Annotated in this window: 30 protein-coding genes, 1 other RNA gene and 3 pseudogenes; 14 read left to right on the top strand and 20 right to left on the bottom strand. The window is 53.9% G+C overall.

The annotated features are described in order from the left end of the window. Window positions 1–27 precede the first annotated feature (27 nt). Window positions 28–489, bottom strand: a complete 462-nt coding sequence (gene fur / locus E3U44_RS18780; protein WP_134359555.1) for a ferric iron uptake transcriptional regulator — start codon at window positions 487–489, stop codon at window positions 28–30. A gap of 121 nt (window positions 490–610) precedes the next feature. Between fur and E3U44_RS18775 the strand changes: the two genes are divergently transcribed. After that, on the top strand, window positions 611–1,180 hold the full coding sequence (locus E3U44_RS18775) for an outer membrane protein assembly factor BamE (protein ID WP_134359554.1): 570 nt from the start codon (window positions 611–613) through the stop codon (window positions 1,178–1,180). Here the strand turns inward: E3U44_RS18775 and E3U44_RS18770 are convergent. From E3U44_RS18770 to E3U44_RS18760, 3 genes are read right to left on the bottom strand one after another with little or no spacing between them, the layout of a single operon-like run. Next, complete coding sequence (locus tag E3U44_RS18770; protein WP_420812628.1) at window positions 1,177–1,482, bottom strand: RnfH family protein; 306 nt, start codon at window positions 1,480–1,482, stop codon at window positions 1,177–1,179. The two genes, E3U44_RS18775 and E3U44_RS18770, sit on opposite strands and share 4 nt — an antisense overlap. Window position 1,483: 1 nt before the next feature. Beyond that, window positions 1,484–1,924 (bottom strand): type II toxin-antitoxin system RatA family toxin, encoded by a 441-nt coding sequence (locus tag E3U44_RS18765; protein WP_134359552.1) that lies wholly within the window; start codon window positions 1,922–1,924, stop codon window positions 1,484–1,486. Further along, window positions 1,921–3,309, bottom strand: a complete 1,389-nt coding sequence (locus E3U44_RS18760; protein WP_134359551.1) for a sodium-dependent transporter — start codon at window positions 3,307–3,309, stop codon at window positions 1,921–1,923. Before E3U44_RS18760 ends, E3U44_RS18765 begins: the two co-directional genes overlap by 4 nt. 110 nt (window positions 3,310–3,419) lie before the next feature. Between E3U44_RS18760 and smpB the strand changes: the two genes are divergently transcribed. The 3 genes from smpB (at window position 3,420) to E3U44_RS18745 (ending at window position 5,761) form a co-directional block, all read left to right on the top strand. Further along, window positions 3,420–3,902 (top strand): SsrA-binding protein SmpB, encoded by a 483-nt coding sequence (smpB, locus tag E3U44_RS18755; protein WP_134359550.1) that lies wholly within the window; start codon window positions 3,420–3,422, stop codon window positions 3,900–3,902. 124 nt (window positions 3,903–4,026) lie between these two features. Continuing rightward, window positions 4,027–4,387: a transfer-messenger RNA gene (ssrA, locus tag E3U44_RS18750) on the top strand. Window positions 4,388–4,549: 162 nt separating this feature from the next. After that, window positions 4,550–5,761: a tyrosine-type recombinase/integrase gene (locus E3U44_RS18745; protein ID WP_134359549.1), complete on the top strand. Its 1,212-nt coding sequence runs from the start codon at window positions 4,550–4,552 to the stop codon at window positions 5,759–5,761. 60 nt (window positions 5,762–5,821) lie between these two features. Here the strand turns inward: E3U44_RS18745 and E3U44_RS18740 are convergent, their stop codons facing one another. From E3U44_RS18740 to E3U44_RS18695, 10 genes and pseudogenes are all read right to left on the bottom strand, one after another. Beyond that, window positions 5,822–7,321, bottom strand: a complete 1,500-nt coding sequence (locus E3U44_RS18740; protein ID WP_134359548.1) for a type I restriction-modification system subunit M — start codon at window positions 7,319–7,321, stop codon at window positions 5,822–5,824. After that, window positions 7,318–7,665 (bottom strand): HepT-like ribonuclease domain-containing protein, encoded by a 348-nt coding sequence (locus E3U44_RS18735; RefSeq protein WP_134359547.1) that lies wholly within the window; start codon window positions 7,663–7,665, stop codon window positions 7,318–7,320. The genes E3U44_RS18740 and E3U44_RS18735 overlap by 4 nt, the downstream gene beginning before the upstream one ends. Beyond that, entirely contained in the window at window positions 7,662–7,952 is a 291-nt protein-coding gene (locus tag E3U44_RS18730; protein ID WP_134359546.1) for a nucleotidyltransferase family protein, read from the bottom strand. The genes E3U44_RS18735 and E3U44_RS18730 overlap by 4 nt, the downstream gene beginning before the upstream one ends. A 276-nt stretch (window positions 7,953–8,228) precedes the next feature. After that, window positions 8,229–8,873: an IS630 family transposase gene (locus tag E3U44_RS18720; protein WP_166805132.1), complete on the bottom strand. Its 645-nt coding sequence runs from the start codon at window positions 8,871–8,873 to the stop codon at window positions 8,229–8,231. A gap of 65 nt (window positions 8,874–8,938) precedes the next feature. Then, complete coding sequence (locus tag E3U44_RS18715) at window positions 8,939–9,226, bottom strand: helix-turn-helix domain-containing protein (RefSeq protein ID WP_134359544.1); 288 nt, start codon at window positions 9,224–9,226, stop codon at window positions 8,939–8,941. A gap of 39 nt (window positions 9,227–9,265) precedes the next feature. Next, window positions 9,266–10,672 carry a restriction endonuclease subunit S gene (locus E3U44_RS18710; protein WP_134359924.1) on the bottom strand — a complete coding sequence of 469 codons (1,407 nt, stop codon included), beginning with the start codon at window positions 10,670–10,672 and terminating at the stop codon, window positions 9,266–9,268. Beyond that, window positions 10,672–12,357, bottom strand: a complete 1,686-nt coding sequence (locus tag E3U44_RS18705) for a type I restriction-modification enzyme R subunit C-terminal domain-containing protein (RefSeq protein ID WP_240761663.1) — start codon at window positions 12,355–12,357, stop codon at window positions 10,672–10,674. The genes E3U44_RS18710 and E3U44_RS18705 overlap by 1 nt, the downstream gene beginning before the upstream one ends. 42 nt (window positions 12,358–12,399) lie before the next feature. Then, a pseudogene (locus tag E3U44_RS20480) lies at window positions 12,400–12,510 on the bottom strand (DEAD/DEAH box helicase family protein); the annotation flags it as partial. Window positions 12,511–12,591: 81 nt separating this feature from the next. Beyond that, the gene (locus tag E3U44_RS18700; RefSeq protein WP_134357485.1) at window positions 12,592–13,251 is read right to left on the bottom strand and encodes an IS630 family transposase; all 660 of its coding nucleotides are present in this window, start codon (window positions 13,249–13,251) and stop codon (window positions 12,592–12,594) included. Then, window positions 13,230–13,541 (bottom strand): annotated as a pseudogene (locus E3U44_RS18695) (helix-turn-helix domain-containing protein); the annotation flags it as partial. The pseudogene E3U44_RS18695 and the gene E3U44_RS18700, both read right to left, overlap by 22 nt. Before the next feature lie 115 nt (window positions 13,542–13,656). On the opposite strand from E3U44_RS18695, the gene E3U44_RS18690 reads away from it, so the two are divergent. From E3U44_RS18690 to E3U44_RS20760, 6 genes are all read left to right on the top strand, one after another. Then, a complete protein-coding gene (locus tag E3U44_RS18690) occupies window positions 13,657–14,199 on the top strand; it encodes a primase-like DNA-binding domain-containing protein (RefSeq protein WP_134359543.1) in 543 nt (180 codons plus the stop codon). A gap of 284 nt (window positions 14,200–14,483) precedes the next feature. Continuing rightward, window positions 14,484–14,732 (top strand): antitoxin, encoded by a 249-nt coding sequence (locus E3U44_RS18685; RefSeq protein ID WP_240761662.1) that lies wholly within the window; start codon window positions 14,484–14,486, stop codon window positions 14,730–14,732. After that, window positions 14,725–15,153: a type II toxin-antitoxin system tRNA(fMet)-specific endonuclease VapC gene (gene vapC / locus E3U44_RS18680; RefSeq protein WP_240761661.1), complete on the top strand. Its 429-nt coding sequence runs from the start codon at window positions 14,725–14,727 to the stop codon at window positions 15,151–15,153. Before E3U44_RS18685 ends, vapC begins: the two co-directional genes overlap by 8 nt. 339 nt (window positions 15,154–15,492) lie before the next feature. After that, the gene (locus tag E3U44_RS18675; RefSeq protein ID WP_134359542.1) at window positions 15,493–15,939 is read left to right on the top strand and encodes a hypothetical protein; all 447 of its coding nucleotides are present in this window, start codon (window positions 15,493–15,495) and stop codon (window positions 15,937–15,939) included. Between the two features lie 343 nt (window positions 15,940–16,282). After that, the gene (locus E3U44_RS18670) at window positions 16,283–16,516 is read left to right on the top strand and encodes a hypothetical protein (protein ID WP_134359541.1); all 234 of its coding nucleotides are present in this window, start codon (window positions 16,283–16,285) and stop codon (window positions 16,514–16,516) included. Window positions 16,517–17,149: 633 nt separating this feature from the next. Continuing rightward, the gene (locus E3U44_RS20760; RefSeq protein ID WP_134359540.1) at window positions 17,150–17,698 is read left to right on the top strand and encodes an FRG domain-containing protein; all 549 of its coding nucleotides are present in this window, start codon (window positions 17,150–17,152) and stop codon (window positions 17,696–17,698) included. Here the strand turns inward: E3U44_RS20760 and E3U44_RS20475 are convergent. The 3 genes from E3U44_RS20475 to E3U44_RS20465 form a co-directional block, all read right to left on the bottom strand. Next, window positions 17,634–18,182, bottom strand: a complete 549-nt coding sequence (locus tag E3U44_RS20475) for an IS630 family transposase (protein WP_134356954.1) — start codon at window positions 18,180–18,182, stop codon at window positions 17,634–17,636. The genes E3U44_RS20760 and E3U44_RS20475 overlap by 65 nt on opposite strands. Before the next feature lie 5 nt (window positions 18,183–18,187). Further along, window positions 18,188–18,691, bottom strand: a complete 504-nt coding sequence (locus tag E3U44_RS20470; RefSeq protein ID WP_134359539.1) for an IS630 family transposase — start codon at window positions 18,689–18,691, stop codon at window positions 18,188–18,190. 76 nt (window positions 18,692–18,767) lie between these two features. After that, a complete protein-coding gene (locus E3U44_RS20465) occupies window positions 18,768–19,004 on the bottom strand; it encodes a transposase (RefSeq protein ID WP_276321994.1) in 237 nt (78 codons plus the stop codon). Between the two features lie 136 nt (window positions 19,005–19,140). Here E3U44_RS20465 and E3U44_RS19470 point away from each other — a divergent pair, with 136 nt between their 5' ends. Continuing rightward, window positions 19,141–20,082, top strand: coding sequence for a hypothetical protein (locus E3U44_RS19470; protein ID WP_206054849.1), 942 nt, complete (start codon window positions 19,141–19,143; stop codon window positions 20,080–20,082). Then, window positions 20,043–20,285: a hypothetical protein gene (locus tag E3U44_RS19740; protein ID WP_206054848.1), complete on the top strand. Its 243-nt coding sequence runs from the start codon at window positions 20,043–20,045 to the stop codon at window positions 20,283–20,285. Before E3U44_RS19470 ends, E3U44_RS19740 begins: the two co-directional genes overlap by 40 nt. A gap of 38 nt (window positions 20,286–20,323) precedes the next feature. Here the strand turns inward: E3U44_RS19740 and E3U44_RS18640 are convergent, their stop codons facing one another. From E3U44_RS18640 to E3U44_RS18630, 3 genes and pseudogenes are all read right to left on the bottom strand, one after another. Then, window positions 20,324–21,112, bottom strand: a complete 789-nt coding sequence (locus tag E3U44_RS18640; RefSeq protein WP_166805130.1) for a transposase zinc-binding domain-containing protein — start codon at window positions 21,110–21,112, stop codon at window positions 20,324–20,326. Between the two features lie 113 nt (window positions 21,113–21,225). Further along, window positions 21,226–21,378: pseudogene (locus E3U44_RS18635) on the bottom strand (adenylosuccinate lyase); the annotation flags it as partial. 89 nt (window positions 21,379–21,467) lie between these two features. Next, window positions 21,468–22,691 carry an ammonium transporter family protein gene (locus E3U44_RS18630; RefSeq protein WP_134359536.1) on the bottom strand — a complete coding sequence of 408 codons (1,224 nt, stop codon included), beginning with the start codon at window positions 22,689–22,691 and terminating at the stop codon, window positions 21,468–21,470. A gap of 413 nt (window positions 22,692–23,104) precedes the next feature. On the opposite strand from E3U44_RS18630, the gene E3U44_RS18625 reads away from it, so the two are divergent. Next, window positions 23,105–23,823, top strand: a protein-coding gene (locus E3U44_RS18625) for an IS1 family transposase (protein ID WP_420812599.1) whose coding sequence is annotated in 2 segments (ribosomal slippage) — window positions 23,105–23,393 and window positions 23,393–23,823 — 720 coding nt in all. Because the reading frame shifts where the segments join, the coding sequence is not laid out codon by codon here. 48 nt (window positions 23,824–23,871) lie between these two features. Continuing rightward, entirely contained in the window at window positions 23,872–24,186 is a 315-nt protein-coding gene (locus tag E3U44_RS18620; protein WP_134359535.1) for a hypothetical protein, read from the top strand. The last annotated feature ends 216 nt before the right edge of the window (window positions 24,187–24,402 follow it).

Raw genomic sequence — 24,402 nt, 5'->3', positions numbered from 1 at the left:
AATAATTTAGCGGGATCTATAGGGATTTCAACCTTGCTTGATTTTGCTCCCTTTACCAAGCTCTGCCTGCTGGCAATCAGCGCAGATACCATAAATATAGAGGCAGTGATCCGTCATATCGAAGCCGGCTTTACGGGCTAGTTCTTCTTGACGTTTTTCAATGACTTCATCTACAAATTCTTCAATTTTGCCACAGCGGACGCATAATAGGTGGTCATGGTGCTCGCCACTATCCATTTCGAATACGGAATGGCCGGTGCCGCTTTGACCGCCCTCAAAGTGATGGCGAGAGACAAGGCCAGCGGCTTCGAACTGGGTGAGTACGCGGTAAACAGTGGCAAGTCCGATTTCCTCTCCCTGCTCGAGTAGGGCCTTATAGACATCCTCCGCGCTCATATGACGTTGAGAACTGTTTTCCAGGATCTCCAGTACCTTAAGGCGCGGCAGGGTTACCTTAAGGCCAGCTTTGCGTAGGTCTTGGCTTTCCAAGGTATTTACCCTCGTCAAAGAATGTTATTTAGCGCGACTATCAGGTATCATCACCCTCCGGTACTTGAACGAGGATAGCCGCTTGCGAATCTCACTTTAAATTATACGATAAATATCAATAATGCCTAAGCTTCTCATTTTTATCATTGGATGTGCAAGTGTTGCGCTGGTTGCGTGCAGTATTGAGCGCGTGCCTGGAGTTTATCGAATCGATATCCAGCAAGGCAATGTCATTACCCAAGAGATGTTGGGGAAACTAAATCCAGGGATGAGTAAACAGCAAGTGCGTTTTGTCTTGGGTAATCCGCTGCTGGTGGATACCTTCCGCCCTGACCAGTGGCACTATATTTATAGCTTTAAACCGGGCAATGGACGCCGGGAGCAGCGTACCATTACGGTGTGGTTCGAGGACGATGAGCTTTCCCATGTGAGCGGCAATGTTAAGGTCAGCTCGCAGCAGGAATCGCAGCGCGAAGAGGAATATCGCACGACCACGATCCTGGTGCCGACACGCCAGGAGGAAGGGGGCCTGCTAAGCGGTTTGATGAATGCGCTCGGTTTCGGCAATGTTTCTTCCGAGGAGACACCACCAGAATCGGACTTGCTAGAAAAAGGTGAAGATACCGCCTTGCCCTCTTCCAAAGGGGATGACAGTATCGAGGCCCCGGTTCCCTCCCGTAATTTTCCCTAGAGGGAGGGGGTATCCGCCGACTTCGTTTGCCGCGTTTGGGTGGCCCGCTCCCGGCGGGCTTGTTTAGGATCGGCTAATAAGGGGCGGTAGATTTCTACCCGATCACCGGAGCGGAGCGGGCCATCCCGCTTGGCCAGCTTGCCAAAGATACCCACTTTGTTTTGGTTGAGATCAATCTCGGGGAACTGTTCCAAAATACCCGAGGCCCGCATGGCGGTTTCCAAAGTGGCGTTTTCAGGCACTGAGACCTTAAGGATGACCTGCTTGTCAGGGCGGGCATAGGCCACCTCAACGGTGATCATTTTAGCGTCGGCCATAACACTCTTTAGCCTGCTCACAAAAAGCATCCACCAGTGTCGCCGTGATTTCACTAAATATGGGACCTAGGGCCATGCTAATAAGCCGACTCGAAAATTCAAACTCCATGGCGAGTGAAATCCGGCAGCCTTCTGATTCACCAATGGAATCAAAACGCCAAAAGCCTTCAAGGTGATGGAAAGGTCCCTTCACCAGGCGCATTTCAATGATTTTGTTTTTTTGCAACCGATTATGTGTGGTAAAGGATTTATGGATAGCACCCCGGGCCAGTTCGATAGTGGCGTAGACCTCATCCTGATCCCGGCTGTGGACTTGGGTGCTGCGACACCAGGGAAGAAACTTCGGGTAGGATTCGATGTCATCTACCAGAGAGAACATCTCAGCCGGGGTATAAGGGACTAAAGCGCTGCGATTTAATGTAGTCATGAGAACATACGGTTTAGCCAGTTAAGAGCACCAATAGCATGAAGAAATATAATAATTACCGCGAAGGGGGCAACAAAACGAACCAGAGTAAGCCATAGTCGATACCATAATCCATCACCCATATCAAATTCCTCAACACTGGAACTGCGCCATAGGACCCAGCCGGCAAATATGGCAATAAATAGGCCGCCCAAGGGCAACATGATATTAGAAGTCAGGTAATCGACCAAGCCAAAAAAGGTCATGCCGAAGAGGGTGGCGTCCGACCAATGATTGAAGGAAAGAAGGCTGCCCATGCCAAGCAACCAAATCATAGTGCCTATCCACGCGGAGGCTTTGACCCGGCTCATGCCGAGATTTTCCACCAGGTAGGCGACCGCGGGTTCAACCAATGAAATCGCGGAAGTCCAGGCAGCAAAGGCGAGCAAGAGAAAGAAAAGAGCCCCAAAGAAAGAGCCGCCCGGCATGTGCCCAAAGGCCAAGGGTAAGGTTTTGAACACTAACCCCACGCTTTGATCCGGGGCGAGACCATTGGCGAAGACCAGGGGAAAAATCGCCAATCCTGCCAGCATGGCGACTAAGGTATCGGCAAAAGAGATGGAAAGGGCGGCCCAGGCGATTGAAGTCTGACGGTTGAGATATGAACCGTACACCATGATAGCCCCCATGCCCAGGCTCAAGCTAAAAAAGGCCTGCCCCATGGCAGCCAATACTCCCTTGGCAGTGAGCTGATCGAAATTAGGTTCGAACATGAACTGAAGCCCTTGGTAAAAATGCTCTCCGGTGTTGATAGCATAACCCACGAGCACCAAAAGCAGGATGAAAAGCGCCGGCATTAAGAAGCGGACCGCTTGTTCAAGACCGCTTTTAACGCCTCGGGAAACCACTACGGTGGTCATGACCATAAAGAGGGTATGCCAAGCCAACAGCCGCTCTGGATCGCTCACCAGTTGATTGAATAGGCCCTCAACATTTTCTGCTGTGGCCTGCGCAAACATCCCAGCGCCGGTGCGAAAGATGTAAGCCAGGGTCCAACCAGCGATAACACTGTAGTAGGACATGATTAAAAACCCGGCAATGACGCCGAGCCAACCCAAATATTGCCAGCTTGGACTTTTATTTTCCTCTATGGCGATAGTACGCATGGTATTAATGGGGCTTTGGCGACCTCGGCGGCCCAACATAATCTCGCCCATCATGATGGGAACGCCCATCAGAACAATACAGATAATATAAATGAGCACAAAGGCCCCGCCGCCATTTTCACCGGCCACATAGGGAAATTTCCAGATATTGCCCAGGCCCACGGCAGAACCGGTCGCGGCAAGTAGAAAAATCCAGCGGGAAGACCACTGGCCGTGAATAGAGGTACGCTGGCTTGTCATCCTTTATCCTTTCGGAGAATTCATCGGAGGCCAGATTGTGGGCGAATTTTTCTTCAGGCTCAAGGTCACAGGGGCAAGGGTTCTCATGGTTAACCTGTTATACTGATAACATGGCTAAAAGCAAAAAGAAACAGTCGGGTACTCCAAGCAATACTATTGCCCTAAACCGCAAGGCCCGCCATGACTATTTCATTGAGGAGCGTTACGAGGCGGGTCTTGTCCTGGAAGGTTGGGAGGTCAAAAGCCTACGGGCGGGGCGGGTGCAGTTGAGCGAGAGTTACTGCCTTCTCAAAGGGGGGGAGGCGTGGCTGTTCGGCGCTCACATCACCCCTTTAAACACGGTCTCGACCCATATCCGCCCTGATCCCCTTAGAACCCGAAAGTTGCTCCTCCATAGCGAAGAACTGCGTAAACTCATTGGGGCGGTGGAACGCAAGGGCTACGCTTTGGTGCCTCTGGCTTTATATTGGAAGCGGGGGCGGGTGAAATTGGAGATTGCTTTGGCCAAGGGTAAGCATAAATACGACAAGCGTGCGGTTGAAAGGGAGAAAGAGTGGTCTCGACAAAAAGAGCGGCTGCTAAAGATTCGCTAAGATAAATTCTAAGCCCCTTGGCGGGGAACTTCTGTTTTGGTTACACTGTCTCATTAAGTAAATTTCGGAAGGACCGGTTTCTGACGCAAGATAGCAGAAAGTGGGTTCTAAAAAGAATTCCTAAGGGGGCGACTTGGCTTCGACGCGGGTAGCAAAACCTGAGGAGCATGCCGAGGTGCAGTGACCTCGCTAATCACGCTGCAAAATTATAGTTGCCAACGACGACAACTACGCACTCGCTGCTTAAAACCCAGTAGGGTGCCGTCTGACTGAAGCCGTGCTTGTGCGTTCAGATTTCAGGCGTCGACTCTCACAAGATCGCGGTGAAGCTCTCCCAGGGCGGACCCGTTAAAACCTCACTGGGATCGCCGTTTGTCTTCCCTGCCCGTCGGGTAGCAGGCGGTTAAATTAATGACCGGGCTAAGCATGTAGAACCAAAGGCGGAGTGCTTGCGGACGCGGGTTCAATTCCCGCCGCCTCCACCAATTCACCATCCAGCACCATCCAAGACAGTCCATAATCCCGTGTAAATACGGGATTTTTTCGTTTATAAAGGCCGTAGTGATCCAGGACTGTCCATTGACATCCGGGGGCAAGTGGGGGCAACATTCGGGGCAAGTGAGTTGCCCCACTAAGGAGTTGCCCCCATGCCGTTGACGGATACCGCCATTCGTAATGCTAAGCCTAGCGACAAGCCCAAAAAGCTATTTGACGGCGGGGGGCTCTATCTGGAAGTGGCCCCCAGTGGGGGCAAGTGGTGGCGATTGAAATACCGTTTTGGGGGCAAGGAGAAACGGCTGTCCCTGGGCGTGTATCCCGAGGTGTCTTTAAAGGAGGCCCGCGAACGGCGCGACGAGGCACGTAAGCTGCTGGCTAATGAGATCGACCCCAGCGAGCACCGTAAGGCGAAGAAGGCCGCGAGGGAAGACCGGGCGGCAAACAGCTTTGAGGTGGTGGCGCGGGAATGGTTGGCCAAACATGCTCCCCACTGGTCGGCAAGTCATGGCGACCGGATCATCCGCCGACTGGAACGCGATATCTTCCCCTGGATCGGTGGCCGGCCCGTGGCCGATATTGCCGCCCCTGAACTCCTCGAGGTCATCCGCCGAATTGAACAGCGGGGGGCCCTGGAAACCGCCCACCGGGCACTGAGTAGTTGTGGCCAGGTATTCCGCTACGCGGTGGCCACGGGACGCGCTGAACGGGATCCTTCTGGCGATCTGCGGGGTGCCTTACCCCCGGTCAAGAGCCAACATTTCGCCGCCGCCACCGAACCGAAAGAGATTGCCGAGATACTCCGGGCCATCGACGGCTATGAAGGCACCCTCACCGTGCGTTGTGCCCTGCGCCTCGCGCCGCTGGTCTTCGTTCGCCCCGGTGAACTGCGCAAGGCCGAATGGGCTGACATCGACCTGGAGGCCGCCGAGTGGCGCTATCTCGTGACCAAGACGAATATGCCCCATATCGTGCCCCTTTCCCACCAGGCAGTGGCCCTCCTACAGGAGCTGCATCCTCTGACCGGACGCGGGCGCTACGTCTTCCCCAGCGCACGGAGCACGGCCCGACCCATGAGTGACAATGCCATTCTGGCCGCGATGCGGCGCATGGGGATTGCCAAGGAAGAGATGACGGGCCACGGTTTCCGGGCCATGGCGCGAACCATTCTTGATGAAGTCTTGGGCTTTCGGCCCGACTTCATCGAACATCAGCTTGCCCATGCCGTACGGGACCCCAATGGCCGCGCCTACAACCGGACGGCACACCTGCCGGAGCGGCGGAAGATGATGCAGGCATGGGCGGATTACCTTGACAAGCTCAAGGCGGGGGCGGAAGTGGTCCCGATTCACCAAAGCGCCTGATATGGTCTAGTCACCAATACGGCTTGTGGAGAGGCGGTAAAAGAATAGATCCGTGTTCATCTATCCCTGACTCCCCCCTGCCGTCAGCCCGGCGAGCACTTCCCGGAAGCTGTTCAGGCCCGCTTCCAGGTTCTCGATAATCTCCTCCGCCAATTCCTCGGGCTCGGGGAGGTTGTCGAGATCGGTAAGGCTTTTATCCTTGAGCCAGAACACATCCAGGCTCGTCTTGTCTCGGGCGACCAGTGCCTCATAGCTGAATTTGCGCCAGCGTCCTTCCGGATTTTTCTCCGGATGCCAGGTCTCCTTGCGTTTATGCCGGTTCGTTGGATGGTAGCAGGCAATGAATTCAGCCAGGTCCTCGTACCGCATGGGCTTCTTTTTCAGGGTATGGTAGATATTGGTCCGGTAATCGTAGACCCACACGGCCTTAGTCCAGGGATTCGGCGAGGCTTCACGGTTATCGAAGAAGATGACATTCGCCTTCACACCAGGGCGATAAAAGATGCCCGTGGGCAGCCGAAGAATGGTGTGAAAATCGGTGTTCTTTAGCAGCTTGCGGCGGATGGTCTCGCCGGCTCCCCCCTCGAACAGCACGTTGTCCGGCACCACCACGGCCGCCTTGCCGGTAGTCTTGAGCAGGGTGCGGATGTGCTGGACGAAATTGAGCTGCTTATTGGAAGTAGTGGCCCAGAAATCCTGACGATTGTAGGTCAGATCGTCGCTTTCCTGTGCCCCCTCCTCGTTGGTAAAGCTCATGGCGCTCTTTTTGCCGAAGGGGGGATTGGCGAGCACATAATCGTAAGTTCGGTGACTCGGGGCCACCAGGGCATCGTTAGGGGAGACGGTGCTCTCACCGTCGATTTCCCCGATGTTGTGGAGGAACATGTTCATCAAGCAGAGGCGGCGGGTATTGGCGACGATCTCGTTGCCATGGAAGGTCTCATGCTTGAGAAAGGTCTTCTGGGTCTTGTCGAGTGAATAGTGTTTCGGATCGGTCAGGAAATCGTAGGCGGCGAGGAAAAACCCGCCCGTGCCGCAAGCCGGATCGGCGATAGTCTTGCCCGGCTCGGGACGCACGCACTCCACCATCGCCTTAATCAAGGCGCGGGGGGTGAAATATTGGCCCGCGCCGGATTTGGTGTCCTCGGCGTTTTTCTCTAGCAAGCCTTCATAGATATCGCCCTTGATATCGGCGCCCATCATCACCCATTGGGTGCTGTCCACCATGTCGATGAGACGATAGAGCTTGGCCGGGTCTTGGATCTTGTTCTGGGCCTTGGTGAAGATTTGACCGAGCATCCCTGGTCGGGTGCCTAGCGCCCGCAGCAACTCGATATAGTGACCTTCCAGCTCCGCTCCCCGCTTGGCTTTGAGGCTCTGCCAGCTATATTCCGACGGAATACCCACCTGGCGACGATAGGGCGGCTTGCTGTATTCGTCCGCCATCTTGAGGAAGATGAGGTAAGTAAGCTGTTCCAGATAATCCCCATAACCCACGCCGTCGTCGCGCAGGGTGGTGCAAAAGCTCCAGACCTTGGAGATGATGGGGGCGGTATTCATCGATCCGTTTCACCCGCGTTGATGAGCAGGGTTCGGACGCAGGCTTCGAGTGGTGGTAAGTGCTGGGTAATGACTGTCTTCACGGTAAGCGGGTCGATCTCACCCAGGTAGTGGTGTACCAGGATGTTGCGAAAACCGCTGATCTCCCGCCAAGGGATCTCGGGGCAACTTGCTTTCTTCTCTTCCGGCAACAGCTGGGTGGCCTCGGACAAGGTTTGCAGGTTGCGTAAGGCCGCATCGTAAAGTATCTCATCTTGGGTGAGTTCACCGCGTGCCTCGATGCGGCGGATTTTGGCAATGGCATCGAGGATAGGCTTGGCATAAGGTTGCCATGACTTGGTCATAGCTCCACGGCCTCCTTCAATATCTGGTCACGAAGATGCCTGTTGAGTTCATGCTCCGGGATCACTTCCACTCGCCGCTGGAGCAACGCTTCCAGTCGCTCCGTCAAGGGCAGGCGTTGCGCGAATAGGTCATAGCCCCGGGGAAACTCCACCAGAAAGTCCACATCGCTATCGGGCTGCTCCTCGCCCCTGGCGACGGAGCCAAAAACCCGAATGTGGCGGGCGCCATACTGATCCCCCAACGTGGCGATGACCTCTTTTTTAGCACGCAGCTCATCCAATAACATGGCGGTCCCTCATTACTTCATCACCCTTTCTTTTATACCAGTTTTGATCATGATTGCCTCGTCTGAGGTACTCTCCCCGATCCCAGTTTCCCTCCTGAGGCGTCGACTTGCCGTCGGCTTGCGGGCACGCCGAGTTGGGCTTGGCATTTTTTCCTTCTCGGTGCGAATACGTTCCAGCAGCCTGGAGGCGGGTTCATCTTTGGGGTTCTGGGGAACGAGCTGGCCAGAGAAGGCTTTTTGGAGGATGGATTGGCGAAGAGTTTTTGACCTAAGTACCTAAGCAAAAGTTATGTGGTATTCTTTTCCGAAGTTGGCGAGTCTATTTTCAAGAGCTTCTTTAAGAGTGGCATAGGACTGATAAACGGAAAAAGGAAGCCAGCGATATTTGATAAAGCGCCATAGGATTTCGATCAGGTTGAGTTCAGGGCAATAGGGAGGCAGGTAGTAGAGGAAAAGCCCGGCTTTTTCCCACTCGGGGAGACGGGCTTTGAAAGCCTGGCTGGTGTGCTGAGGGGCATTATCCAGCACCACCCAAGTGGGTCGGGTGAGGGTTTGGCAAAGGGCATCGAAAGCGGCAATGACCACCTCGGTATCCACGCTGCCTTCAAAGACAAAGGGGTGCAGAAGCCCTTGGGGATGGAGAAATCCCAGGACGTTGACCCGTCGACTTTTGGCCATAGGCACTTCGATCCATTCGCCGAGCGGCTGCCAAGCATAAGGCACACACGGGGTGAGAGAAAAACCGCTGGCATCGAAAAAATACAGGTCAATGTCTCCTTGGGCGCACTGGGTCCTCAGGACTTCAATCACTTGCTTCCCCTGCTCAAAAGCGTGCGGGTCTCTTTTGTCCTTTAAAGACCGGCGAATGCGTTTCCACCGCAGCCGTGTTTTTTTTCCCCAGCCGTCGGATAGTGTCCACACTGACTTGCTTTCCCGTCTGTTTAAAAATCTCTCCGGCAATCCGTTTCGGTGCACGGGCATGGACTTTAAATAGTTGTTGCACCCATCCTTGCTCTTGGGGGGGTCAACTTCTCCGGTCGTCCGCTACGCACTTGGTCTTGTAAACCGACAATTCCCCACTGCTCCCAACGGTTAAACCAGCGCACCACCGTCTCCCGGTCCACCGCATAGGCCTGCGCAATCTCATCGATTTTAAAACCCCGATGGCTTAACAATAGCCCGTGGGCGCGCATCCGCTGCCGGGCATGGTGATGGTTTTTCACAACCTCTTCCAGCGTCCTCGTTTCTACTTCAGATAACGCGATAGCCCTCAATGCTCTCTCCTCGCCCAATCACCATCGCAATGACTAAAATTATACCCCATAATTTATGCAGTGGTACTTATCCAATTCTGCGTCGATATCCTGCATCAAGCGATCTGTCATAGAGAGCTTTTCTTCAAGGACTCGCACAACCTCGACCTGCTCGGTCAGTGAGCAATAAGGAAACGGATAGCTTTGAAGCTTTTCTCCATTGATGTTCGACTGATTCACGCCATCAGTCTTGACTGTATTCCCATACTGCTTCGCCACGTAAGAATTGAGGAAAAAATTTAGATACTGGCTGTCTACGATCGAAGCAATATGGTTCACTCGAATAAGATATCCAGCAAATAAAGCAGAGCGTTCATCACGATAGATTGCTGTCTTACCTACAAGCTCTGGGCTGTTGGTTCGGTTAAACAAAACATCACCTGACTTAAGTGAATATTTTTCGATCTCAGCTTCATCTGAAGTAAAGACCAGATCTTGCCAGTCAATCATTCCATTCTGGATATTCCCCATTCGGATCACCGGTACTGAACCGGACTCTGATGATTTTGCAGCCGTCCCGTACTCAACGCCGCATGTCATCCATCCAAGTTTCTCCCACACCCAGCATGTAGGAATACTAGGTAAAACGGACTGAACCTCATCAGGCAATTTGGCCCATTGCTTTAGGGCACGTGGCTTCCCCAACTTCTTCCCCTTTTTCCCTCCATCCTCCCACGCCTTAACAGCAGCCTTCCATTCCTCCAGCTGCTGCTGGTAGCGGGCTTCCCGCTCCTGCTGGATACGGGCAAGGAGTTGCTCGGGCGACTCTAGCTTATCCTTGTTCTCTTCACGCCATTTCGCGGTGAGCTTGCCCTCAAAGGCGTGCTTGAGCACGGCCTGGCGATAGACTTTCAGTTGCTCGCGGGCGGTTTTGAGGCTTTCGATGCCCTTGTCCAGTTCGGAGAAGAGTTCTTCGAGCTTGGCGACGATGCGGCGTTGTTCGTTGAGTGGGGGAACTGGCAGAGAAATTCTTTTCAGTTTGCTGGCATTTACGTTTGGAACGGCTATGCCAAGTCTATTTTCCGAGATAGCATTCCAATAGAGTGGCCCGTCAAGAAAATACTTAAAGAACTTTCGATCAATAAATGGCTTAAATCTGATTAGGTATGATGCAAAGACTGATCTCTCGGGCTTTTGTATTAGGTAGCTAACACCGACTGATCCAGCCCGAGAGATAACTATGTCTCCGTCTTCCAGAAGATATTTCTCTGGATCGTCAGGATTGTCAGAACAAAAAGGCACAGTTTCCCAAGTTATCTTTCTTGACGTAATGTCGGTTGTTCGTAGAAGATGTAGATTTCCTTTGTTCGAAGCCTTTGTTGTATAGCCATATTGGGGTTGGCTACAAACATCACCAAGTGTTGAATTTACCCAGTTATCAGGGATGCCACTGTCGTTGCTACCCATCACGCCACCAACTCCCGATTCAACTCCTCAATCACCTCATCCATTCTCTCCCCAAATAACTGATACATCCGCCCCATGCCACCCTGGCCATCAAAGGGCGCCCTCTCTAGATCGTCCCGTTCGAAATGAAAAGAACTGATCACATGGTCCCGGATCATCCGTAGCCAGGCCATCTGCGCCTCGTTAAATTTCTCCCCCGCGCCGCTATGGTGGTGCATGATCCAGTGCTGGAAATTGCGACGTACGGTGGCGGCGTAGGTGGAGAGAGTGGGGTCCAGTTCACAGACCCGGCGAATGAGGGCCACCAGGGCAGTGAGTTCGCTAAGGGGGTTATCGCCCTTGTAGTCATCCAGGTGGGCGTAGGCTTGCCAGATCCGTAGCGGGGCAAGCTTGGGGCGATCTTGCTTCAGCCGCTCTGCTAGAGCTTGAATCATGGCGTAGGTCACCTCGGCACGGCGAGCGGGCTGGCTGAAATAAATCGCCAGGGCCTCAATGTCGTCACGGTGTTCATGGAGGTACTGCCCAAACTCCTGAACCAACGTCTTGGCATTCTCGGCGCTGTCGCCGGCCCATTCGGCCCGAAGCAGGGTATCCAGATTGTCATGGTCGATGGTCTGCTCCTTGTCCCGGCGGATCCCCTCAATGAGCTCAATCAACGGGCCGGTGAAGACCTGGGCGGCTTGTCCCACCAATTGGTCCCGGGCCTGTTCACGCTCGCTGTCTCCCGGCTCACCGGCACCGGTCATGTCCCGGGCCTTTTCCTCGATCCGGTCCGGGTCGATGGCCTGAACGAGAGCGCTGACGATGTCGGTGAGGGTCCTGCCACCGGCAGCTTCCCGGATGCGGGCCTTATCCTTGTCATCGAGCTGTTTGTCGAGACGAGCTAGCCGGCCGGCCAGGGAGGACACCGTATCCTCATCGCGGGCCCCCATCATCACCCCCATGGCCAACTCTTTGAGGGGCACCGAAGGTTGAGTAATAAGGGGCTGGCTGGCGGTTTTCAGTGATTTCGTGACCCCGATGGCATCCACGATGACATAGTGGGTCTTGGCGCTGGGGGCCGAAGGGGTCACTTTCCTGAGGCCATCGGCGTCCAGGGTACGGGTGCCGCGTCCTTTCATCTGCTCGAAGTAGTTGCGGCTTTTCACATCGCGCATGAACAGCAAGCATTCCAGAGGCCGGACATCGGTGCCGGTGGCGATCATATCCACCGTGACCGCAATTCGAGGAGAGTAGTCGTTACGGAATTCATTGAGCACGGACTTGGGGTTTTCGCGGGCATTGTAGGTCACCTTCTTGCAGAACGGGTTGCCCTCGCCGAACTCCTCCCGAACGATCTGGATGATGTCATCGGCGTGGCTGTCGGTCTTAGCAAAAATGAGGGTCTTGGGCACCTCTTTGCGGCCGGGGAAGATTTCGGGCAGCTTTTCCTTGAAAGTGCGAATCACCGTGCGGATTTGGTCCGGGTTGACGATGTCCCGGTCCAGCTGTTGGGCCGAATAAGCCTTGTCTTCGTCCTGGATCTCCCAGCGCCGCTTGCGGGTAAGGCGCTCGCGTTTCTCCACCTGCTGATGGGCCTTGAGGGTGCCTCCCTGCCGGGTCCGCTGGGTCTCAATCACATAGATCTCATTGCCCACATTGACCCCATCGGCCACGGCCTGTTCATGGCCATATTCACTCACCACGTTCTTATGGAAGAAGCCATAGGTGCGGTGATCCGGGGTGGCAGTGAGGCCAATCAGATAGGCGTCGAAATACTCGATGACCTGCCGCCATAGGTTGTAGATGGAGCGGTGGCACTCGTCGATGATAATAAAATCGAAGAATTCCGGCGGGATTTTCCGATTACAGCATTTCCCGTTTAGGTCGACACTTTAGTCTGGAGAATAAAGAAGCCCATCGCGCCTTTGCGTATGAGGTTAGTCCCGGATGCCCACATGCCCCAAATAGGCTTTGGCCTGCTCTGGCGTAAGGGTGTGGAGGGCCTGAGCGAGGGCCTCATATAAGGCTTTTTTGGTTCGCGCTTGGGCTTTTCGGAGCCGGTGTTTCACCTGGGACCAGGCCATTTCAATGGGGTTAAGATCAGGGGAGTAGGGAGGTAAATAAAGGAGTTCAGCACCGGTTTGCTCAATGAGTTCAGCGACCCCCTCGACGTGATGGGCGGCGGCATTATCCAAAATCACACACTGGCCTGGTTTGAGTTGGGGGCACAAGAAATGCTCTAAGAAATAGAGAAAGACGGCCCCGTTTAAAGTGCCCTCAAAGCACATGGCCGTGACCAGCCCCGGGGAGGAAAGCGCCCCGAGGGTGCTAATGCGTTGCCCCCGAGAAGTGGGTTTTTCCCCATAGGCCCGCTGACCTTTGGGAGCCCAACCGTATTCTAAAGTCAGGTTTAACACCGCCCCCATTTCATCGAGAAAAATCAGCTCTTCGGGGGCATACGCGCAGAGGCGTTCTTGATGGGCGGCCCGCTGTCGTTGGACCGGCTCGCTCTCGCGCGTGGGCTCATAGAACGTCTTTTTTTTCGCGTGAGGTTCAGCCGCTTCAACGCGCGGTCCATAGCACTTCGGCTCATCGATACCCCAAAGTGGCGCTCATAGCGTTCACACAGCTGCACCAGCGTTAACTCCGGCCGCGCCTTGAGCCACGCTCGGATTTGAGCCCCCCCGGCTTCATCGACCTTCGGCTCCACCCAGCCCCCCATCGGCTCCGGAGCAATGCGCTCACGTTCCTGGTAGCGCTTCCACCACCGCTTGAAGGTCCTCACCGAAACCAAAAACCGTTTCGCCACCGCCTCCTGGCTCAGTTCTCCCTGCTCATAGCAGGTGATCAGTTTTTGACGTAAATCATTCGAGTAAGGGGCGGGCATTTTCACTTCCTCCTAGCTCACTGGGTATTCAATAGATAAAAAGCTAACCTCTCCCCCTTGTCGTGTCAACTTAAACGCGCATAGCAATAGCGGGCTAGAGCGTCGGCGGGTCACGGTGCCCTTTGAGCGGGTGGTCGCCCATACCCTCACTGAGGAAGAAAAAGAGGAATGGGAAAAGCGCGGAGGTGAAGCGCAACTCCACGTTGAGATTCCGGGGCTCATTGGCTGGTTGTTGGATATGCCGATAGAGGAAATGGAGCACGCCATCGCCCACCCACCCTCAAGCGTGATAGGCGCGAATATTGAGGCCATGCGCGACAGTAACCCGGTCGCGGATTGGGTGATGGAAAACTGTATTCCGAGCCGAGGCGAATGGACTCGAGTGGGGATAAAGCAAGAGGTTAAAGACATGGGCGGTGTTCACTACCGTATGGAAGGGAGCTACCTCTACCCGAACTACCTTCAATGGTGTCGCCAGAATGGAAGGGAGCCTTTATCCATACGGCGATTTAGAGCAAAAGTCGAGGATATGCTCAAAAATTGCTTGAGGGTTGATGTAATAAGCCTTCGTAGAGAGGAAGGTATAGGCATCCAGGGAATAAGGTTAAGGAAGCCCGAAGAGCCGGTCTATGACTGGCTCAATTTTAGTCAGATGTAGGAGGGGATGTCGGTTTAGTCGCTAATACTGCATGATGTAAATTGCTGATTATAAATATCCTATGTGGGAAATGTAGGAAATGATGGATAGTCTGACTATTTTTATTTTCGCGCTATTCCTGAGAGTGAATGCGTGGCTTTCTCGACATGTAAAGCAGCATAGTATATTTTTGATGAAATGAAAGGCCTGGCCTCTTCCTGACGTGACCCCCTTTCCCGAAGTTGAAAAATAATCCTGTGTCGATAGTCGGATTATGCTAAGGTGTATTTTAAGTGTGTACATTAATGCAGAGGTCTATCATGCTGACTCGGGTTTTTAAAAACGGCAATTCCCTGGCGGTTCGTTTGCCGGCGGAGTTCGCTTTACCAGAAGGCGAAGTCGAAATCGTTCGCCATGGCAATGAATTAATTATCCGTCCCGTCGAAAAGAATTTACTCGGCGCGTGGGAAGCCTTGTGCAGTTTCTCGGACGATTTCATGAGCGAGGGCCGGGAACAACCACCGTTACAAGAGCGGGAGACTGTCTTTGACTGAGTTGCGCTATTTGTTGGACACAGATATCTGCATTTACATCATCAATCGACAGCCTGCCGAGGTGCGTGATCGGTTTGCGCATCTCGCGCCAGGCAGCGTCGGCATCTCGGTCGTTACTTACCACGAACTCTATTTTGGCGCTCTCCAAAGCCGTCATACTGAGAAAAACCTTCAAGCATTACAGCAACTTACCCAGCGAGTGCCGGCTTTGCCCTGGTCTACTGAAGCGGCGATACAAACGGCACGGCTGCGCTTGGCGCTCAAACGCCGCGGTCAACCCATCGGCTCCTGGGATATGCAAATTGCCGGCCATGCACTGGCGCTGAACCTTGAGTTGGTCACTAACAACATACGCGAATTCGGTCGTATCGAGCATTTACGGGTAGAAACCTGGGTGAAACCCAACGCAAAAACCTCTTAGGTTCTGTTGGTAGTTGCCATAATTTGTTGATGTTATTAGCGATGAAACTTACGTGTTGATCCGAAACCGCACCGAAGCCTGACCCGGTTCTGCTTTCAGAAAACCGCAATACCGAAGCCCGACCCGTTCCAACGACCATTGATAAACCGAAACCATGGTCTGTCCCCTATGGTCCACTGACCTTGACCCCTTTATCTCTTCATTTGATGAAATGAAAGGCCTGACCCCTTCTCGCATAATTCGCAAAAACCCCCTGAACCGGACCCTTCTGCGGATTATGCGAATTCTGCGTCTAGGAATAGAGATTCCGAGGAAGCAGAGTCCCAACTGCTGGAGGCCTTGGCCGAGGCTTGCCATGGATTGCCCCTCACCCCCAGGGAAGTACGGAAGGCCTTCACTCCGGAGGACCTTGAGGATTGGCTTAACGGCAGCCTCCCCCAGGACACGTTGGTGACCTTTTCCCAAGCGCTGGTGCAACGGCGGATGATGGATGAGGGAAAACGACCGCCCTCCTATACCGAGCCTGCCATCTGTCAGAATTGCGGGCCCATCTGGCTGTGGTTCTCTGGCGAGGTGCAGGGCTGCCCCTGGTGTTGGAATCGGATTGCCCATCGACCGATACCGCGCCCTCAGCCGGTTTGCTGTGGGGACTGTGCCCATTTTCAACGGATCGACCACCCGCACATGGGGCATTGCGTCCAAGGGGAACCGGAGGGCATCGCGGGCTTGTGGGATACCGACCGGCGCCATTGCGAGCGGTATCTGCCACGGCCGGAAACCACATGACCCTCGGTAAGGAATCAGCGGTGTGGTAATCCATTATGAAATTTATTGATGTTTTTTTGGCTTGTTAATGTTTTTCCTCGATCGCGGGTCGTCCGCAGAAGCTGCTCGATAGGGCGCAATGGGGTGAGTTGGAAAGAGGTCATTTTTGTTGCCATGAAGAAAGGACCGTAATCACTATCGGCTGGGTCGGGGAGAGGCGGGATGTAAACCCCTGGAGACCTTGAGTGCTCTAGAGCGATTTTCTTACCCTTAAAAACTGCACCATCACGGCAACAAAACGATAAGGCTACAACAATACGATTTAACCCAACTGGCCGCCAGCATAATAAAGCGGCTACCGGGCTTGAGCCATCGCCAGCTAGGGAAGCAGCGAGGGGTTAGCGAGACCACCTTACGGCGGGCTAAGCGGAACATGGATAATCCAGAACATTGGGCCCTATTCTCCCCGCCAGAGGCGAAAGGTAAGGCCAGGCATTGGCCATACGTGCCCCCAGACCCAAGAATAAGCACCCCACAGGGAGCCCTCATCTGGACCTTGCTCTTTGGATGGCAGACTGTGCTAGCACCGGGGATATAGCTATGAAGGGAACGGGCAACAAGTTTATGGCAGCTTTCAGCACCTCTGGAGCCTTTGACTTGGATAGCCTATGCCAGGATGCCGTCGAGAGAACCGCTATTTACAAAGAACTCATCGACTGATTTGGATCTTTGGAGGCAGTATTCAAGGACAAGCCCCCCGAGCCCGAGCAATGTCTATTCGGCAATGATAGGGAAGCCTCAGAAGAGGCCTGTCATGAGTTTATCTGGGGCGAGGATAGGCCCGCGGTATCAAGGTACTGGGTATTGTTAAGCGGCTACCGGAGCCCTATACCCTTGAGGACATGATGTGGGAGTTCGAGTCCTGGCATGCTTTGTGGCGGTTTAGGAAGGTTGCCCGCAAGCACGCGGGAGCCCCTGGAGCGTCATCCAGGCACGCGAGGAGTACTGCCGGACGCTGGTGTTTAGCTAAAGATTATAAGGATTAAGCCGAAGGACAAGACAGAGGCAACCTGGTGCTTTCGGTGGTTGGTGGCGGAACAAAGCTTAGATGGGATGGGGATGAGGTGCTGATTACCCATGTTGAATGGCTACTTGCGTCATAACTGCGACCAAACTTTGGGATACCATGAAAAAAAGTTAAATACTTAGATATTAGGCACACGGCAGTCTGATGCAGGAGATCCAGATTAAGTCATTGGTGGAACTACAGCGAGCGGTAACTCGTTTCGATGGAACACACCTTTTTCGCGGCCAAACTAGGCATTACCTTAACGCATATGGTCAATTGAACATTCCGAGTTCGTTCGACCGGCATGGATGCATGCCGCCCCTAATGTTCAAGTGGACACACTACTCTAAGGCACTGATCCGAGCGTTTACCGGGCTGGACTACCATTCCCTGTCAATGGGAATGTCCCAAGCAGTTCTCCAGCACTATGGATGGAGATCGTTCTTTATCGACCTCACCAAATCACCACATGTTGCTTGCTGGTTTGCGGCAAATGCGTATCAAGAAAATCGGTCCGTACAATTGTGCGAGGATTTCGAGGAGAACCCTGCTCAGCTGATCCACAGGGCGGCTTCTTTCTCGGTATCGAGCGAACCTGGGCATCTATATGTCGTAGACCCAAATTATCTAATACCATTCCTAATAATTAGGGCTCCAAAGTCGCCCACGAGCGCGTGCCCAATCGTTGGAGCGTACCGGGGAGAGCCGTGAACGCATTCCATGCCTCGCAACAGGCCTGCACAAGGTCCTCATTATCCTTAAAGCACCGGTTAGCGAGGTCACGCTGGCGAAGTGGTTGCCACAGCAACTCCACGGGGTTGAGTTCCGGCGAAGCGGGCGGAAGTTTTAGCAGCGAAAGGTTGTTCCTCCCCTCGGCCGCCCGCTCACCATGCCAGCCCGCCCCATCGACCACAACGACCGCATGACGACCTTCAGCTACCCGCTCCGAAATCGCCTGCAAGGGGAGGGCCATCGCCTCGGTGTTTGCCACCGGCAACACGAGCCCCACGGCTTCATCACGGGCCGGGCACATCGCGCCAAAGACATAGGTGTAAGCGGACTGCTGTTGACGGACCACCCGCGGGCGGGTGCCACGGGGCGCCCAAAGGCGGGTGAGCGTGCCTTGCTGGCCTACCCGCATCTCATCCTGAAACCCAATATCGACCTGGGTCCGTTCCACACCCTCGGGCAGCACCGCGGCTACCTGCTCAGCGAAGTTTTTTTAAACCTCTCTTGTGCCTGGGGATTTCGCTGGGGGTGCTTGGAGCGGGCGCTGATCCAGGACAACCCGGCCCGATGCAGTACCACATACACCCCGCTAAGCGAGTACTCCACTCCAAAGTGTTCAGCAAGTAAGGCCCGGATCTCCTCTCCCCTCAGCCGTCCGCCTGAGCGCTTCGCCTGCGCTTGGGCAAGAAGCGCCTTCAATTGGGGCTCCTGCTCGGCTTTCAACCGCCGTTTTGCTCCACCACCCGGCTGCTCGGCCATTCCTTCTACACCCCCGGCCCTAAAACGCCTGAGCCATTTTAGCACCGTCTTCTCATGGACCTTGAGCATCATCCCCACTTCCCGAGGGCTTCGCCCCTCCTGAAGATGCGCCAAGGCCAACCATCGTACCCGGACCCGACCGTCCAACTCCCCTCGAGCCAATTCAGCAAAATCGTGCGCATATAATCTCTCAGGCAACTCTATCAAAGCAGGCATCGTTCTAGGTCTCCAGTTCCTCCTCCCTTTGTCCTACCACAATACCTTGTCACCACCCTCCTTGGAACTACAAAATTTAGAATTGGTATAACACCACCTGCCCTTCTTTATTGCGTGCCAGCCTTTCATCAGCAATCGCGGGCCGGGTGGTATAGCGGCGCAGGCGTTCCAGTTTACTCCGCTGGTTCATGGTGCAACGTACCCCGGCATGCAGGCTGAAACCGTGTGCGTTGACACAGCATGCAGCAACAGACTGCGGCAGCGCACTTTGTGCAGGCGCAGTTCTTAACACGACTTGGAAAGTTAACGTCATGAAAGGCATGATCGGGGGAAAATAGCTCAAGGAAATGCTCAGAGATGTGGCTACCCTTAGTAAGTGTTCCCTGCTTCATTAAAGAGGGTCTAGGCCTTACCGGGATCTGTTTTGCCGGGAGGCGGGTTTTGAACATGTGAGCCGGTATGTGACCGGTGTGTTGCTCAGTGCAAACAAAACGCTGCAAGGGATTTACACTCAGCAGGTATGGCTGGAATCTCAAGGGGTGAGTCGGCGGGCGATGCACGCGGGGGTATTTGAGGCGGGCTGGGACAGTGAAGGGTTAATGCCCCGGCATCGAGCGGTGGTGTCGGGAGCCCATCGGGGACGGGGCTTGGAAGTGATGAGCCTGGATTGGACCTATGTCCATCATGAGCGGGGACCAAAGATTTATGCTACCAAGCGTGCGTATGACTATGTGGAAGGGCGGATGAGCCGCCACCAGACGCTGGTCACCGCAGTGGTGGCCAATGCCCAGCGGGTCGATGGTGTGGCGGTCGAGGTGCAGTTTCCCCCCTATCAGGCAGAAGAGTTAGGTTATTTGAACATGACGGCTCAAGAGGACTACCCCGATTTAGAGCAGGCACGGCAGCGATTTATCGACTTGCTCCATTATCAGAAAAACCGCTTGTCCTACCGCAAGCGCACGGAAATGGCCGTAGAGATTGTGCACCAACTCGAAGGCGAAGGGCATTTTCCGCAAGCCCACTACGCGTTTGATAACGGGGTGTTATCATTCCCATTAACCCAATTCATTGAACAGCAGGGGAAGCATTGGGTGTCTGAGCTAGAAAGCTCGCGGCTCATTCAATGGCAGGGGCAGTGGCGCCGGGTCGATGAGATCGCCGCCGAGTTGCGCCAGCACCATCCCGAAAGCTTTCGTCCCTGCAAGGTGACCTCCAGGATCAACCCCGTTTTTTACTCACTGACGCCCTGCACTGGGAAGGGGGACGGGTCATTCGGGTGTGGAGCTACCGCTGGCCGGTGGAAATCTTTCATGAGTTCTGCAAACAAGCTGTGGGACTGGAAGCGGCTCAGGTGCGCAAGGAGGAAGCGGTCAAACGCCACTTCCGCTTGAGTTGCGTAGCGCAGTCGCTGCTTCAGCGCACCCCGGCAGGAGGCAGAAAATCTGAACGATTCGCCTTTGTTGAAAACCAACAGCACACCCTCGGTCAGAAGCGCTATACCCTCACCCGCCAGGCCCTCGGCCAAATGTTGCACTTCGTGCGCAGGGACTCTTTACACAAGGGCAATCTCAGGAGCAGATTCTGGAGCGACTAATGCCTGCTTAACTCTATACCTATCCCCGCATTTTGAGGTTAACCTTCCAAGTCGTGTCTTAACATCAACACCTTCTGTCCTGCCCGGGGACCGAGCGCAATCCGATAGGTACAGGCCGCCGATTGCAGCGGAGCTAAAGCAACATCCGATTCCATGTCGGCAAGGTAGGTCATGCCCTCCTCCTCAATAAGCGCGCCATGTCGAGTTAATGCTTTCATGATGCGTTGGATGATCTGGCTGAGCAACCCCTGCAGTTGTTCAGTCGTCGGTGTGTGTACAGGGCAGAATTTCGGTACGCCGTTTTGCATGCGATAGACGCCATCGAGTACCAGGCAATGCAGATGGATATTGAGATTGGCGGCCGAACCAAAGCGCTGAATAAGCGTAATCGCACCAGTTTGTGCATCACGCCGTTTTAATCCGGCCTGTTTGATCAGAAAAGTAGAGATGGCGCGCGAAATGACCTGCAATACGGGTGAGATCAGATGCGGATGGGCGGCGAATAGATAGCGCAGTGGAATTGGCAGTGAAAGCACCCATTGGCGCACGGGTACATTGGGGATGACGTGATCGACCAGGTGAGCCGCCGTTTGCGCCATGCGCCGTCCACCACACGAAGGACGGAATCCGCGCCGTTTGCAAGAAAAAGCCACCAGCTTCTTATGGGTGCAGTCGGTACAGCGCAGGCGCAGGAAGCCATACGCTAAAATGCCACACTCAAGAAATGCATCAAATTCCTCTTTGACAAAATCGGGCAGCCCCGACCCGGTCTCTGTCTCAACTTGAGCAAAGAAGGTTTCCACGTTTTCTTGCACCAACTTGTACAAAACGGTTTCTTCCGGTCGGTGCCGCTCATAGTGAATATGGTTTATTGCAGCATGCTGGACTGGCCGGCGCAGATTCTTTTCGCAAGATGAGCCGAGAGATGAAACTGTTGACATGGCCTGGCGCTTAGTAATTGCAGCCACCGTACTTCTACCGTGACCCGAAAACGCAAAAGCCCATATTCGCTGAAAATGGGGCGCAGGGCATCGACTCTATCGGCATAGCGGCCGTCGATGGGAGAAAGGGCGGTGAGTGGAGAATAATCCATATTTAACAAGTATACTGCCCTTCCTCCCCCGACTAAAGCCGGAGGAGGGGGCTCTTACGCAAGTTTCTGGGGAAAAGAGATAAAGTACGCTAGGTTTGTGCCTCCTTTTCCCGGGACGCGGCAAGTTTGCTCTCCAGGGCTAGGGCCTCGACGTGAGTAAATTCCTCTGCGTCCTCGTATGCTAAGCGGGTTGTTCCCGTAAGCCTGATCAACGCCCCGGCAATGAGGCCGCCTCCAAGACCCAGAGCGACAGTGGCGGCAATGCCCATAAGTTGAGCCATGGCTATATTGGGTACGACCATGATGGCAATCAACCCGCCCGCTAGTCCTGGCATTCCGTGTAAATTATGGACGCCGCAGGTATCGACGGTTTCAAAGCGCGATTCCAACATCGGTTGAATGAATACATAGCCGATAACACTAATCGCCCCAGCCAGCAGACCAATTCCGAAAGCCCCTGCCGGTGCCACGATATTGCATGTCGAGCCGATGGCCACACCACCCGCGAGGGCGGCGTTTGCCATATCGACCATCGACGTTTTACCCTTGTGGAACAACGTGCTTAAAAAGTAAGTACTGAGAGTGGCCCCGCATAAGGAAAGAATGGTGTTGATCACCGTCTGCGGCATTTGTTCTAAAGGGACAATCGCGGTGGCGAAACTAGGCCAGAAAAGCCACAGCACCATAGAGCCGAGCATGGTAAAACGATCTGAGGTGGCATCCGAGTTGATCGGTTGGCTGCGCTGATGAGCTGTAGTCAGGGCAATGGAGACCCCCAAGCCAAAATAAGCGCCAAAGGCGTGAATGATGATTGAACCGGCGGTATCCACGAACCCTCGGGTGATCCCCAAAGCGCCATCGAGTACCAGCCATTCATTTAACAGATACACGGGAACGAGAAGCAGCGCCAATAAAGCGTATTGAAAGACTCGCAGACGGCCGAGTACGGCACCCATGGCAATTAGTCCCGCCGCTCCTGAAAATTCAGCAAACAGCAAAACTTCAATCGAATGGGCATCGAGTGGATGGCCAAAGATGCCATAAGCACGAAACAGGATGTAGAGGGGTAGGCTGACCGCCACCACCAAGTAGGTGCCGGTGGTGGCGCCGAAGCCGTATCTTCGGACGAACACCATAAGAAAACCGAAGCCTACCAGTAACATCGCCAAGATGTGGATCGCAAAATTATACTGGGCGACTTCCTGGAGTTCCCGGAGTCCTGGAGCAAATGCAGCCTCGCTTGCCCGCGCGCTAGAAAAAAACAGAGAAAAAGCGATTACCCCAAGCAGTGCAAAGCAAAAACGTTTTTTCATTGGTTTTTCTCCTTTTGAGTTATTTACCTAGCCCAACCGCCCAGGTTGAGATGCCTGTCGGTATTTATAGCCATTTCTCGGTTAGTGGCCTGCAGCCTGCGTGGATGGACCAGCCAAGGTGCGCTGCGAATACTTCCTCTGGACACTCAGCGGTGACCTCCTGTCGCCACCGGTGGCTTTGGTCCGATTTCCCTCAGGTCTTATAGGCCACTAGGTGAGGATGGCTGTAAAACAAAGGCGACCAGGTATGCGTTTTCTATTTTCCTTTAAGGATCAAAATGTTAAAGAGCAGGGAATTTCCTCCTGAGCGGTAAAGTGTGAACCTCAATGCCCTGCAATACAATAGGCGGTAGTGCTGCAGAATGAGTGAGAATAGGGTATGGTGATACTCTTTTTGGCAAAGGTGATTTATCATGAAATGTCAGGCGTGCGGTTCTGCTCATACTGTGAAGAATGGAAGTAATGCGGTAGGTACACCGAAATTCATGTGCCGGTCTTGTGGTAGGCAATTTGTTGAGCACCCGAAGAAGGGCCCCATACCTCAAGAGACGAAAGAATTGATTGATAAATTGTTGCTAGAGCGGATTTCACTGGCGGGTATTGCTCGTGTAACGGGTGTTTCAGAGCGTTGGTTGCAGGATTATGTAAATGATAAATACCCACACGTGCCCCGAGAGGTGGCTGTAAAAAAAGTCCAAAAGGTCGCTTAACCATCGAATGTGATGAGCTTTGGTCGTTTGTCGGAAAAAAGGGTAACAAACACTGGGTTTGGCTAGCGATAGAGACTGACAGTAAGGCAATCGTCGGCCTCTACATAGGGGATCGGAGTCGTGAGAGTGCGGAAGGTTTATGGAATTCTTTACCTGCCGTTTATCGGCAGTGTGCGGTCAGTTATACGGATTTTTGGGAAGCTTATGAAGCCATTTTTCCTGCAAAGCGTCATTTCCCAGTAGGTAAAGAAACGGGAAAAACCAGTCACATTGAACGGTTTAATTGCACCTTGAGACAACGCGTTTCTCGCCTGGTAAGAAAGGCACTTTCCTTCTCCAAAAAACTGGAAAATCATATCGGTGCCATTTGGTATTTTGTTCATTACTATAATGCCGTTATTCAGGTTGAAGCGGCATTATGATGGCTCACTCACATTTCTGGACTACCAAAAATTCCAACTCCTCCGACTTTGGCGGCATCTCCAGTCTATATCCAGCCTGCACCCGCCTACCCTCTCTTCTTGGTAGAGTGGCGAAAGCGGCGAAGAGGGAAAAACCTTCAAAATAACCCCAGAAGCCCTCCTCACAGGCCCCGAGAGGTTACTGCTGAGGATGAATCAGGTGTTCAAGCGGCCATTGCCGAGGCAAAAGCTGAGCGGGCCGCCATTATGGAATTCGAGGGGGGACTCCCCCTCTATGAGGTAGAACAACAGGCTCGGATGCAGGCCTACGACTACCTGTTGGACGAGGGTGAAGGGGGATGCGTGACGGTGGCTGGCTTATAATGACCTCGCACAAGCCAGACGAGCCATAGAGCAAACCTATGGCCGGGACCGGGTACTGGCTGTGGAGTTTCACAAGCCCAGGGGCCGCCAACCAGGAGAGAGACTCTCCATGCGGACTGAATCCACAGAGAGAGGTACCGAGGAGGGATCGCCTCCCCCGGGAGATCTACCTAGGCATGGTACCCAGGGGGAATAGGAAGATTCCCGCTTCTGGTT

Source organism: Nitrosococcus wardiae, assembly GCF_004421105.1.
GTDB classification, from domain to species: Bacteria; Pseudomonadota; Gammaproteobacteria; order Nitrosococcales; family Nitrosococcaceae; genus Nitrosococcus; species Nitrosococcus wardiae.
Note: the sequence above shows the minus strand (reverse complement) of the source record. Positions and strands in the feature narration are given on the sequence as shown.